Origin of the sequence: Pollutimonas thiosulfatoxidans, from assembly GCF_004022565.1 — a bacterium.
Lineage (GTDB): Bacteria > Pseudomonadota > Gammaproteobacteria > Burkholderiales > Burkholderiaceae_B > Pusillimonas_D > Pusillimonas_D thiosulfatoxidans.
On sequence record NZ_CP022987.1, the window covers coordinates 2369349 to 2380752 of the forward strand.

Consider the following 11404-nt stretch of genomic DNA (forward strand, 5'->3'; position numbering starts at 1 on the left):
TAAAGGAAGCCAGCGCGTGCACTTTAAAGCTGTTCAGAACACCACCAGCCTATTCATTTACCAAGCACTCATTGCGGTCGCCATACTGCTGGGCAGTGTCCTCACATCGTCCAGTTCGGCGCAAACAGCGCCCGAACCCGCCGCACAAGATCCCGGCTCTTACGCCGCCCTGGCAGATCTGCTTGAAAACGACAAGACCCGGGAAAAGCTCATCGAGCAGTTGCGCAATCTGCCACCCGATACAGACCGCCCATCGGTGCCAGCCCAGGCAGCGCAAGACCCGGCCGACGTTCCTGTCTCGCAGCGCCTGGCAGCCGGCTTGCAAACCTTCACAGCACAACTGGTGGACGATCTACGCGAAACCGTAGTCATCATGAAGTCCTTGGCCTTGGGCGACGGCGTACCGGGCAGTTCGACGCAGTTGTGGGCAAACACCCTGAAGGCGCTACTGATAGCAGTGCTGGCCACTCTGGCGGCCTACGCCATCTTGCGTATGCTTGCCGGTTTTGTGTTCGCACGCCTGAATATCTGGATCGTGAAAGACAGCCCGTCGCGCACCGTAACCTCCACGCCCGGCCATCCTGGCCACCGATCGCAATCGGGCGCGCTGTACAGGTTCGCTTCATTGGCCCTGGGCCGTAAATTACTGGGCGTTGCCGCGGCATTTGTGGTTGACGTTGCCGCCAGCCTGCTTGCCGCCCTGGCAGGCTATGTCGCCGTCATGGCCTTCACGGCGGGCGATGTTCAGGCGACGGTATTCGCATTGCAGTTCTTGACGGCATTCGTCCTGATAGAAATCGCCAAGTCGGTTTCGCGCGGCATATTTGCAACGCGTTACGAGCAGCTTCGTCTGCTGCCGCTATCGCCGGAGTCGGCCACGTATTGGAATCACTGGCTGTCTCTGCTGATCGGACTGACGGGCTACGGTTTAATGGTCATCGTGCCCGTTGCCACAGCTATTTTCCGACCATCGGTCGGACAGGTGGCAGGCTTGTTCATCATGCTGGCGGTCTATATCTATGGCGTACGAGGTGTCTGGAAGAACCGCAAGAATGTCAGCGCGGCGCTGGTCGCGCGTGCCGAGCAAGCCAGTGCGGCCGTCTTCGGCACATTGATTCGTGTACTGGCCCGCAGCTGGCATCTGCTGGCTCTGGCCTACCTGACCATACTGCTGGTCGTCAGCCAGGCGGCGCAGCAATATGCCTTGATCTTCATGGCACGCGCCACATTGCAGTCGGTCGCCGCCATCGCCCTGGGAATGATACTGGCGGCAGCCCTGACGTCCTTGGCCACCCGCCGCTTGCGCATCCCTGACGACTGGCGCCGCGCCCTGCCCTTGCTGGAGTCTCGCCTGAACGCTTATGTACCCATGGCGCTCAAGGCCTTGCGCCTGGCCATCCTGGTGCTAGTGACGCTGGTTGTGCTGGACGCCTGGCATGCCTTCGACCTGATTTCCTGGCTGGAGTCGGACCGCGGCCAGGCCACCGTGGCGCTGTTGTTCCATGTCGGCATCATCCTGGCCATCGCCGCACTGACCTGGACTGTGATCGCCAGCATTATCGAGCATCGGCTTGGCGCCACCAGCCATCGCAAGGCCAGCGAACGAGAGAAAACCTTGCTGATGCTGTTCAGGAATGCAGCGGCGGTGGTGATCGCCACCATGACAGTCCTGATTGTGCTTTCACAGATCGGGATCAATGTCGGCCCCTTGATCGCCGGCGCCGGGGTTGCCGGCCTGGCGATCGGATTTGGCGCGCAAAAGCTGGTGCAAGATGTGATCACCGGCATTTTCATACAGCTGGAAAACGGCATGAATCAGAACGACATTGTCGAGCTGGCCGGCTTGTTCGGGACGGTAGAGAAAATCACCATCCGCTCAGTGGTGATCCGCACGCTGGATGGCGGCTACCATCTGATTCCGTTCTCGACCATAGACAAGCTTACCAACCACACCCGCGACTACGGCTACCACTATGCCGAGTACAACATTGCTCATCGTGAAAGCGTGGACGAAGCCATTGCGCAACTGGAATTGGCCTTCCAGGACATGATGCAAGACCCGGAACTGGCCGCCGAAGTGCTGGAAGACATCTCCATCCCCGGCGTGACCGCCCTGAACGAGCGTGGTTTCTCGATTCGGGTGCTGATCAAGACAACGCCTGGCAACCAGTGGCTGATACAGCGCGCCTTCAACCGGCTGATGAAGCAACGCTTCGACGCCGCCGGCATCGAACTGCCCTACCCGCACACCGTATTGCACTTCGGTCGCGACAAGTCGGGCCACGCCGAACCCGTCGATATCCGGGGCGTCGATACGCTGAAAGAAGTGAAGGGTGAAACGCCGGCGAGTTTCTAGTCGATGCCTTCCCAATGCGGGCCGGGCACGTGTATGTCCAAAAGCTCCAGGACGCGGGCAACGGTGTGATCGACCATTTCGTCCAGTGTCTTGGGATGATGATAGAAAGCAGGAAGGGGCGGAAAAATAATGCCGCCCATTTCGGTCACTGCCGTCATGTTGCGCAGGTGCGCCAGGTTTAGCGGGGTTTCGCGCACCATCATGATCAGGCGCCGGCGCTCTTTTAACGTGACGTCTGCCGCCCGGGTAATCAGGTTGTCCGAAAACCCGTGCGCGACAGCAGCCAGCGTCCGCATCGAACAGGGCACAACCACCATGCCAGTCGTGGCAAAACCGCCGCTGGACAAGGTGGCCCCTACATCGCGAAAGCTATAAACCTGGTCCGCCAGCGCGTGCACATCCTGCCGTGTCAGGTCCAGTTCGTACTTGATATTAAGCACACCGGCCGGAGAGACGACCAGATGCGATTCGACATCCGGTACGCCGCGCACGGCCTGTAGCAGGCGAACCGCATAAACGGCGCCGGTCGCGCCGGTTATCCCGACTACCAGCCGCCGCTTGGCTGTCACTCAGTGGCCCCTGCCTCTTTCAGTGCAGTAGCCAGTTCGCCGTTTTCGTACATTTCGGCGATGATGTCCGAACCGCCGATGAACTCCCCAGCCACGTAAAGCTGCGGAATGGTCGGCCAGTTGGAGTAGTCTTTGATGCCCTGGCGGACGAGCTCGTCGTCCAGCACGTTAACCGTAACCAGCTTGGTAACGCCCGACGCCTTCAGCACCTGGATGGCGCGGCCCGAAAAGCCGCATTGCGGGAACTGGGCCGTGCCCTTCATGAAAAGAACGACGGGGTTGCCCGTGACGGTCTCACGAATAAAATCTTGAACTTCGCTCATGGCTTTCTCGATTCCTGGTAAAGATTAAAGATAAATACCGCCGGACACCCTTTCGATGCCGGCCAGATCGCGCAGGCTTTCAATTTTGGCAAAGCCCGCCTCTTGCAATAGTTGGCGCACTTGCGCCGCTTGATCCCATCCGTGTTCCATAAACAGCGCGCCGCCCGGCCGCAGGCGTTGCACGGCGCCGGAGACAATACTGCCCAGCGCCGTCAAGCCGTCATGACCATCGGTCAGTGCGCAACGGGGCTCGTAACGCAGATCGCCCTGACGTAGATGAATGTCGTCTGCGGCAATATACGGCGGATTCGAAACGATCAGATCAAAGCCCCTGCTGTCCAATAAGGCATCGTACCAACTCCCCGCAAAAAATTCGACTCGTGCGTTCAGATCCCGCGCGTTGTCATGGGCAATCCGCAGTGCGCCGGCATCAACATCGCTTGCCACGACTTGGGCGTCAGTTCTGGCCAGCGCGATGGAAATGGCAATGGCGCCGGTTCCGGTGCCCAGGTCGAGCACGTACGGCGCGGTCGCAGTTTCCAGATGCCTAAGCGCCACTTCGACCAGCAATTCGGTCTCGGGCCGGGGAATCAGTACCGACGGCCCTACCTTGAAGCGACGCCCCAGAAACTCGCGATACCCCAGGATATAGGCCATGGGCTCGCCTGCCAGGCGGCGCTCCTGTAGCGCCTCAAACCGCGCGATGTCTGGCGCGCTGATGGGGTCGGTATCGTGAGCGATTAGCCACACGCGAGGCACCTGCAAAATATGCTCCCACAGCATCTGAAATTCCAGTCGGGGAAGCGCACTGGCTGCGGCCATGGACCGCAGCGTAGGCTGCTTAGTCATGCCCCAGCGAAGCCAGCAGCTCGGCCTGATGCTCGGCCAGCAAGGCGTTCGTCAACTCGTCCAGATCGCCCTCCATGATGTGTGCCAGCTTGTACAGCGTAAGGTTGATGCGGTGATCCGTTACCCTGCCCTGCGGATAGTTGTAGGTGCGGATGCGCTCGGAGCGGTCACCGGAGCCAACCAGGCTTTTACGCTGCGCGGCTTCCTTGGCGTTCTGCTCCTGCTGCTGCTTGTCTTTCAGGCGCGCCGCCAATACCTGCATGGCCTTGTCCTTGTTGCGATGCTGCGAGCGGTCGTCCTGGCACTCCACCACCAGGCCCGTAGGCAGGTGGGTAATGCGCACGGCAGAGTCCGTCTTGTTAACGTGCTGGCCACCCGCGCCGCTGGCCCGGAAAGTGTCAATACGCAGTTCCGACGGGTTGATCGCTATTTCGCTCTGCTCGTCCGCCTCGGGCAACACCGCCACCGTGCACGCCGACGTGTGTATGCGGCCCTGCGTCTCGGTTTCGGGCACGCGCTGCACCCGGTGTGCGCCCGACTCGAACTTAAGCCGGCCATAGACGCCGTCGCCATCGACGCGCGCGATCACCTCTTTGTATCCACCGACCTCCGATTCGCTGGTCGACATCAGCTCTACCCGCCAACCGTTGTTCTCGGCATAGCGGCTGTACATGCGCAACAGGTCGCCCGCAAACAAAGCGCTTTCATCGCCCCCGGTGCCCGCGCGAATTTCCAGAAATACGCTGCGGCTGTCGTCGGGATCGCGCGGCAACAACAGCACCTGCAGGTTAGCAGCCAGTTGTTCCAGCTTGTCCTTGCCCAGCTCCAGCTCTTCCTCGGCCATGTCCCGCATGTCGGGATCACGCAGCATTTCCTGAGCAGCCTGGATATCGCCCTCGGTAGCGACATAGGCGTTGAACACCGTCACCACGGGTTCGAGCTCGGCGCGCTCGCGCGTGATCTTGCGATAGCGATCCATATCGCCCGCGATCTCGGGCTCGGACAACAGGGCATCAACTTCGATAAGCCGGTGAGCAAGTTGCTCCAACCGGTTGCGCATAGAGGATTTCATAAAGACGGGAAGAAACGAAAGGAAGAGGCGGCGGCAGCGCCGTGGACTATTACAGCTGCAGCGTCGCTAACGACGGCGCTCCGCCGTGGGCAATAGCCGCGGCAGCAATGCCAGCAATTGCTGGCGCTCGTCGGTTTCACTTCGGTTCAGCGCGGCCAAGGGGCCATGCATGTATTTTTGAGTGAGGCCGTGAGCCAGTTGTTCGAGCACGGCTTCAGGCGAGTCGCCCCGCGCCAGCATCCGGCGCGCCCTTTCCAGCTCGGCCTGGCGCACCTGATCGGCCGCCTGCTGAAAGTCGATGATGGCAGGCACGATCTCGCGGTTGTGCAGCCAATGCATGAAGTTCTGTACACGGGTCTCGATAATGGCTTCAGCCTGTACCACGGCCGCGCGGCGGGCATCGGTGCCACTTTGCACCATGCGCCCCAGGTCATCCACCGTATACAGGTAGACGTCCGCCAGTCTTCCGACTTCGTTCTCGATATCGCGAGGAACGGCCAGGTCGATCATGACCATGGGCCGATGGCGCCGGGCGCGCGTAGCCCTTTCGACCATCCCCAGACCGAGGATGGGCAAGGTGCTTGCCGTACAGGAAACAATGACGTCGAAGTCGGCCAGCTTTTGCGGGATATCGGCCAGCGTCATGGTTTTGGCCATGAAGCGCGACGCCAGCACCTCGGCACGCTCGGCCGTGCGGTTGGCCACCACCATATTCTGCGGATGCAGCGCCGCAAAATGCGTGGCACAGAGCTCGATCATCTCGCCCGCGCCAATAAATAATACGCTGGCCTGGCCCATATCGCCGAAAACACGCTCGGCCAGGCGTACCGCGGCGGCAGCCATGGACACCGAGTGCGCCCCGATGGCCGTCTGCGAGCGAACTTCCTTGGCTACAGAGAAGGTGCGCTGAAACAACTGATGCAGCAAAGTGCCCAGTGCACCCGCTTGGTCGGCGGCGCGTACGGCATCTTTCATCTGCCCCAGGATTTGCGGCTCGCCCAGCACCATGGAATCCAAACCACTGGCGACCCGAAACGCGTGCCGCACGGCATCATTTTGCTGATACTGATACAGGTGTGGCTGCAGGCTGCCCGCCTCCAAGCGATTGAAGTCGGCCAGCCAGGTAGGCAGATGCTCGGACACCTGCGCGTCGGCCGCGCAGTATATCTCGGTGCGATTACAGGTTGACAGTATGGCTGCTTCGCGCACAGACGAACCAAAAGTGGAACGCAGGCCATCGAGCGCGGGCTTGAGCACATCCAACGGAAACGACACGCGCTCCCGCACCGCAACGGGAGCAGAAACGTGATTAAGGCCGAAGGTCAGGACGTCAACAGACATGTATCAGAGGAAGAAAGACGCAGCAAGTGCTTGAACAGGAAGGATTATAGTCGCCCGGGTCGTTTTACCGAAATCGACCGCCACTACACAGTCGGTTTGTGTAATATGAGCGGCCCGCCGTGGCGCAAAGCACACAATTTAGTTTTGTTGTATGATTTCGCCTTCTTGTTGGCCTGGTAGCTCAGTCGGTAGAGCAGAGGATTGAAAATCCTTGTGTCGGTGGTTCGATTCCGCCCCAGGCCACCATTCTGCTGTTCCAGCACGGTTCAAAACCTCCCAAATCTCAAAAAAATCAATGTCTTAGGCGCAAATCGCCGCCCAGGACGTCTCACTGCGCGTCGCTACATCCCGAGTTTGCCGGCCCCCCAGGTGGTACCCCACAATAGATTCGTGAAAAACGAACTCCGGGGGGCCAGTTGTGGGCTTACTCAATGAAACTCAGATCAGAGCGGCCAAGCCAGGCCCGAAGGAATACATGCTCAACGACGGGGACAATCTGTACCTGCGCGTTCGAGACACTGGCAAGGTCTGGATCTACCGCTACACCAAAGACGGCAAACGCATAAAACTCGGGCTGGGACCGTACCCGGAAGTCACACTCGCTCAGGCACGAGCCAAGGCGTATGAGGCCAACAGTCAAAGGGCGAACGGCTCTGATCCCAAGGAAACCCGTGAACAGCGGGAGGAGCTTGCGCGCATCGCACGCCTGCACACGTTCGAGCTGCTCGCGAGAGCGTGGCACAGCAGTGCCAAGAAAGACCGGGAATGGTCAGACGACTACGCCCAGAAAGTCATCCGCCACATGGAAATTCACGTATTTCCGTGGGTAGGCCACAAGCCAATCGAAACGATCCTGCCGACAGAGATCGTGCAATGCCTGCATCGGCCAAAGGATCGGGGCAATCTCGAAACTGCACAGCGCGTTCGCGAGGCCGTTCAGCATGTCTACCAATATGCTGTGGACGTAGGCGCAATGGAGCCAGGCAAGAATTTCGTCAACAAGAATACGGGCGGCCTGCCACCGCCACGCAGCCGGCATTATGCGGCTATCACTGAGCCCGCCAAACTTGGGCAGCTTCTGCGGGATATTCGCAACTATCACGGACACTTCATCACCTGCAGCGCATTGCGTCTTGCCCCCATGATGTTCCAGCGCCCTGGCCAGATTCGGCTTGCTGACTGGGAAGACATCAACTTTGAAGTCGAACTCTGGCGCTGCCCACCCGAGAAGATGAAGATGCGGGAGTGGCAGAAACGCGATAGCCGCACACCGGCACACATCGTTCCATTGCCGCGACAGGCTCTGGAGATTCTGCAGGAGTTATATCCGTTGACCGGACCATCCGGCCCAGTCTTTCGCAGCATGTCACGCCGTTCGGAGACCAGTCGCTACATCAGCGACAACACTATCAACGTCGCATTGCGCACCATGGGTTACGACACTAAGGAAGAAATTACCGGGCATGGCTTCCGCGCCACGGCGCGCACCATGATTCGTGAACACCTGGGCTGGGACCCGGATGTCATCGAGCGGCATCTGGCTCACGCATCCGATGAAGAACTTGGCAGCAGCTACGACCGCGCCGCCTTCATTGCTCAACGCAAAGAAATGGTGCAGCAGTGGGCCGACTTCCTGGATGAACTGGAAGCTGGGAAGCTGCCTGTCCCTGAAAACAACATACTGCAATTCATCCGCCATCGACCAAAGCGTGAACTGCAGTTTGGGACATAACATCGCACTATAGATTCACATACGCCAATGGCGTATAATTTATGCTCGAACTTAGAACCTATGGAATTCATCGAAACTCCCCTGTTCACTCGACAAATCGTAGACTTGCTTCCAGACGATGACTACGCTGAACTGCAACAGATTTTGGCTGCTAACCCTCGGCGGGGTGATCTGATTCCGTCTGGAGGAGGAATCCGAAAGGTACGTCATGCAAGACCAGGAATGGGGAAAAGTGGCGGCATTCGTGTCATCTACTACTGGATCACTGCCGAAGATCAAATCATGATGCTCCTGGCTTATCCGAAGTCGAAACAGGAGAATCTGACCCCCGCACAGATTGAGGAACTGCGGGCATTGGTAAAGGACCTCTGATATGGACACAGAACTCTTTGAAGACCTAAAAGAAAGCCTGCGGCAAGCCAAGGCCATCCGCGCAGGCGAGCTCGAAGGCCGCCGCACTACCGTCAGCCCCATTGACGTCAGGGCCGTGCGCGAAAGCACGAAGCTCTCGCAAGGCGAGTTTGCTGCAGCCATCAACGTCAGCGTGCGTACACTACAGAATTGGGAGCAACACCGGCGATCTCCTACCGGCCCAGCCGCCGCCCTGCTGAAAGTCATGGCAGCGGCTCCAGCCACCGTCATCAAAGCCCTACATCACTAGGCAGGCTGGAACTGAAGACAGCCCCATAGCAGGTTAGGCGATACCGTTTTAGCTCAATACCTCAGTGGAACCCTCATGAACGAACCTCTTTCCGAGGTCATCCGTATCCGGGTGACCCCGTCTCATGCTGCGCGTCTGGGCGAAGCAGCAGCCCTGTCCGGGCTATCCCTCTCTAACTATATAAGGCGACGGCTTTCCGCTGACGATACGCTGCAGGAAGAACTGACCCTGCTGCGCAAGGTCGTGGCTGATCTGGGCCAGCTGCGCGATACCCGCCTGGCCGCTATCGAAAGCGCCCACCTGCTGCGGGCCATGGCCAAGCCTGAACATCTCGCCATCGCACAACAGACGCTGCAGCAGCGCTGATACCCCAGGCCGACAGGCCGCACGCTCTACCCCACTCCCGGAGACTTCCTCATGCACACCCTTCCCGCCCTGCGGGCCGGGGCGCTGGCGCTTGCCTGCGTCCTGGCTCCTGCTGCCCACGCGAACGGCACAATTGAGCTGCTGACAGGCATTCCCCGCCTGGCCTGCGAAGCGACGCTATGTCTGTCTTCCAGTCTGCGCCCCGGTGAATGCAGCCCGTCGCTGGATCACTACTTCGGCATCAAGAAATTCAACAAGCGCGGCCTGGACTGGTCTGCGACGGTCGCAGCCCGACGGGCTTTCCTGTCTGAATGTCCCGCTTCCGGCGAAGATGGCATGGCGCAGCGCATCGACGCGATTTCACATGGCGCCGGCAAGTGTGATGCGGAATATCTGAACAGCAGCTATTCCGGCACCGCCTACAAATGGCGCGAACGCGGCTACAGCTATGCGGGCGATAACGCGGAACCCGTCTACGAGGTGCATTCGCTTCGCACGGTCACGCTCACACAGCTGCCCGCCTATTGTGTGGTCTACAACGATCACGCCTGGACCTATGAACTGTCGATCCAGTACGTGGGCAGGCCGGCCATGGGCGGCTACTGGATAAAGTCTGAAGACTACGACGCGGCTCAGGCCAAGTGGGAAGCGGAACATACTGGACAGTGGGCCAGCGGCTGGAACTTCTCTCTGACCGACCCCAGGCACCGAAGCAACGACTGAGGACGCCGTCATGCTTGCCGAACTCGCCGCCCTGGCCCTTGTCTGCGCTCCCGATATTCACCCGGTCACACTGCATGCCGTGGTCAAGCATGAATCCAGGGCGCAGCAGTACGCCATTGGCGTCAACCGCAAGGGCCACCACTCATTGAAGCGTCAGCCCCGCAACCAGGAAGAAGCCACGGCTGCAGCGCAGACACTGATTGACCAGGGCATCGACTTCGATGCCGGGCTGGGACAGATCAATGTACGCAACTGGGCCTGGCTGAAACTGGATGCCACCACGGTGTTTGACCCCTGCCGCAATCTGGCGGCAGCCCAGACCGTGCTGGCTGACTGCTACGCCCGGGCCTTACCCACCCATAAAGATCCGCAGCAGGCGCTACGTGCCGCACTGTCCTGCTACAACACCGGCAATTTCAAGCGTGGCTTTACCAACGGCTATGTGGGGAAGGTGCTGACCCAGGCAGGCATCAAGGTGCCTGCGCTGGTACCTCTGACCGACGCGACGGCATCACAGGCACCAGCTGACACACCGGCCCAGCCCACAGAGAACCCCAGGCAGAAACCACCGCCTGAAGCGCCACCCGGCACACCCGACGGTTTCACCTCCAACCCGGCGGCTGACGGCTTTGCACAAACGCCCGATCCTGAACCCGGCCAGAGTTCCGACATCTGACCACGGCTCACCGGGCCGGCCACCCCTTTTCCCTTATCACCGTCACCCCTGCGCCGCCCGGCGTCTGGGGCAGGAGTCTTTCCATGTCACTACTGAATCACTTCAGAAACGCTACGCAACGCCTGCATATCATCAACGGATGGACGGCAGCCCTGCTGCTGTTTGGCATCACTCAGACTGCATCGGCCCAATCCATCGGTGGACTTTCCAGGGCCCAGACCACGCTGCAGACCCTGCGCGACAACTTGGATGTCATTCTGCCGATTGCCGCCATCATCATCGGCATCATCATCTTTGTGCTGTATTCCGCAGAGGTCATGCGCAAGGATGACGCCATCCGTTGGGGCATCGGTGTGCTGCTGGCCGGATCAGCCGCTGAGCTGGTCGTGCTGCTCTGGAAATAAGCCATGAACGATCACACCTACCCCGTCTTCAAGGGGCTGGGTCGCAAGGCCACCTTCATGGGTGTTCCCACGCGGTTACTTCTGGGTGCCTTCGCCGTTGTCGCGATGATCGCCATGACGGCGGGCCTGGCCTGGTGGGGACTCCTGTTTGTGGTCATGCCTACCCTGGCCATCCTCACCCGCGACGACGACAAAGCCCTGGATGTGCTCTGGCTGGAACTCAAAACCCGCAAACGCAACCGTAATCAGCGTTTCTGGAAGGGTTCCAGCTACGCCCTGCACGGCTACCATCGGCGCCGCCCCTGGCGCGCGCTCATCCGATAAAGGACGTC

At 59.8% G+C, this 11404-nt stretch carries 14 protein-coding genes and 1 tRNA gene; 10 read left to right on the forward strand and 5 right to left on the reverse strand.

The genetic code is table 11. The annotated features are described in order from the left end of the window. The first annotated feature begins 16 nt into the window (after nucleotides 1-16). The gene (locus CKA81_RS11415; RefSeq protein ID WP_128355392.1) at nucleotides 17-2356 is read left to right on the forward strand and encodes a mechanosensitive ion channel domain-containing protein; all 2340 of its coding nucleotides are present in this window, start codon (nucleotides 17-19) and stop codon (nucleotides 2354-2356) included. On the opposite strand, the gene CKA81_RS11420 is transcribed toward CKA81_RS11415, so the two are convergent. From CKA81_RS11420 to hemA, 5 genes are all read right to left on the reverse strand, one after another. Further along, complete coding sequence (locus CKA81_RS11420; protein WP_128355393.1) at nucleotides 2353-2925, reverse strand: UbiX family flavin prenyltransferase; 573 nt, start codon at nucleotides 2923-2925, stop codon at nucleotides 2353-2355. The two genes, CKA81_RS11415 and CKA81_RS11420, sit on opposite strands and share 4 nt — an antisense overlap. After that, nucleotides 2922-3248 (reverse strand): Grx4 family monothiol glutaredoxin, encoded by a 327-nt coding sequence (grxD, locus tag CKA81_RS11425; protein WP_128355394.1) that lies wholly within the window; start codon nucleotides 3246-3248, stop codon nucleotides 2922-2924. Before grxD ends, CKA81_RS11420 begins: the two co-directional genes overlap by 4 nt. Before the next feature lie 24 nt (nucleotides 3249-3272). After that, on the reverse strand, nucleotides 3273-4097 hold the full coding sequence (prmC, locus tag CKA81_RS11430; RefSeq protein WP_128355395.1) for a peptide chain release factor N(5)-glutamine methyltransferase: 825 nt from the start codon (nucleotides 4095-4097) through the stop codon (nucleotides 3273-3275). After that, complete coding sequence (gene prfA, locus CKA81_RS11435) at nucleotides 4090-5169, reverse strand: peptide chain release factor 1 (protein ID WP_128355396.1); 1080 nt, start codon at nucleotides 5167-5169, stop codon at nucleotides 4090-4092. Before prfA ends, prmC begins: the two co-directional genes overlap by 8 nt. Nucleotides 5170-5235: 66 nt before the next feature. Next, nucleotides 5236-6510 carry a glutamyl-tRNA reductase gene (hemA, locus tag CKA81_RS11440; RefSeq protein WP_128355397.1) on the reverse strand — a complete coding sequence of 425 codons (1275 nt, stop codon included), beginning with the start codon at nucleotides 6508-6510 and terminating at the stop codon, nucleotides 5236-5238. A gap of 170 nt (nucleotides 6511-6680) precedes the next feature. On the opposite strand from hemA, the gene CKA81_RS11445 reads away from it, so the two are divergent. From CKA81_RS11445 to CKA81_RS11485, 9 genes are all read left to right on the forward strand, one after another. Beyond that, a tRNA-Phe gene (locus CKA81_RS11445) sits at nucleotides 6681-6756 on the forward strand. Between the two features lie 172 nt (nucleotides 6757-6928). After that, a complete protein-coding gene (locus CKA81_RS11450; protein ID WP_128355398.1) occupies nucleotides 6929-8242 on the forward strand; it encodes a tyrosine-type recombinase/integrase in 1314 nt (437 codons plus the stop codon). Nucleotides 8243-8302: 60 nt separating this feature from the next. Further along, complete coding sequence (locus CKA81_RS11455) at nucleotides 8303-8614, forward strand: type II toxin-antitoxin system RelE/ParE family toxin (RefSeq protein WP_128355399.1); 312 nt, start codon at nucleotides 8303-8305, stop codon at nucleotides 8612-8614. Between the two features lies 1 nt (nucleotide 8615). Further along, nucleotides 8616-8903, forward strand: a complete 288-nt coding sequence (gene nadS, locus CKA81_RS11460) for a NadS family protein (protein WP_128355400.1) — start codon at nucleotides 8616-8618, stop codon at nucleotides 8901-8903. 75 nt (nucleotides 8904-8978) lie between these two features. After that, complete coding sequence (locus CKA81_RS11465) at nucleotides 8979-9269, forward strand: plasmid mobilization protein (protein ID WP_128355401.1); 291 nt, start codon at nucleotides 8979-8981, stop codon at nucleotides 9267-9269. 51 nt (nucleotides 9270-9320) lie between these two features. Beyond that, a complete protein-coding gene (locus CKA81_RS11470) occupies nucleotides 9321-9992 on the forward strand; it encodes a TrbM/KikA/MpfK family conjugal transfer protein (protein WP_128355402.1) in 672 nt (223 codons plus the stop codon). A gap of 10 nt (nucleotides 9993-10002) precedes the next feature. Beyond that, nucleotides 10003-10668, forward strand: coding sequence for a lytic transglycosylase domain-containing protein (locus CKA81_RS11475; protein ID WP_128355403.1), 666 nt, complete (start codon nucleotides 10003-10005; stop codon nucleotides 10666-10668). An 83-nt stretch (nucleotides 10669-10751) separates the two neighbouring features. Then, a complete protein-coding gene (locus CKA81_RS11480; RefSeq protein ID WP_128355404.1) occupies nucleotides 10752-11072 on the forward strand; it encodes a TrbC/VirB2 family protein in 321 nt (106 codons plus the stop codon). A gap of 3 nt (nucleotides 11073-11075) precedes the next feature. Beyond that, nucleotides 11076-11396, forward strand: coding sequence for a type IV secretion system protein VirB3 (locus CKA81_RS11485; RefSeq protein ID WP_128355405.1), 321 nt, complete (start codon nucleotides 11076-11078; stop codon nucleotides 11394-11396). The last annotated feature ends 8 nt before the right edge of the window (nucleotides 11397-11404 follow it).

Bases quoted from the DNA above. Each gene is read 5' to 3' on its own strand.
- grxD (WP_128355394.1), bottom strand. From the start codon at position 3,248: ATGAGCGAAGTTCAAGATTTTATTCGTGAGACCGTCACGGGCAACCCC.
- prmC (WP_128355395.1), bottom strand. From the start codon at position 4,097: ATGACTAAGCAGCCTACGCTGCGGTCCATGGCCGCAGCCAGTGCGCTT.
- prfA (WP_128355396.1), bottom strand. From the start codon at position 5,169: ATGAAATCCTCTATGCGCAACCGGTTGGAGCAACTTGCTCACCGGCTT.
- hemA (WP_128355397.1), bottom strand. From the start codon at position 6,510: ATGTCTGTTGACGTCCTGACCTTCGGCCTTAATCACGTTTCTGCTCCC.
- CKA81_RS11455 (WP_128355399.1), top strand. From the start codon at position 8,303: ATGGAATTCATCGAAACTCCCCTGTTCACTCGACAAATCGTAGACTTG.
- nadS (WP_128355400.1), top strand. From the start codon at position 8,616: ATGGACACAGAACTCTTTGAAGACCTAAAAGAAAGCCTGCGGCAAGCC.
- CKA81_RS11465 (WP_128355401.1), top strand. From the start codon at position 8,979: ATGAACGAACCTCTTTCCGAGGTCATCCGTATCCGGGTGACCCCGTCT.
- CKA81_RS11470 (WP_128355402.1), top strand. From the start codon at position 9,321: ATGCACACCCTTCCCGCCCTGCGGGCCGGGGCGCTGGCGCTTGCCTGC.
- CKA81_RS11475 (WP_128355403.1), top strand. From the start codon at position 10,003: ATGCTTGCCGAACTCGCCGCCCTGGCCCTTGTCTGCGCTCCCGATATT.
- CKA81_RS11480 (WP_128355404.1), top strand. From the start codon at position 10,752: ATGTCACTACTGAATCACTTCAGAAACGCTACGCAACGCCTGCATATC.
- CKA81_RS11485 (WP_128355405.1), top strand. From the start codon at position 11,076: ATGAACGATCACACCTACCCCGTCTTCAAGGGGCTGGGTCGCAAGGCC.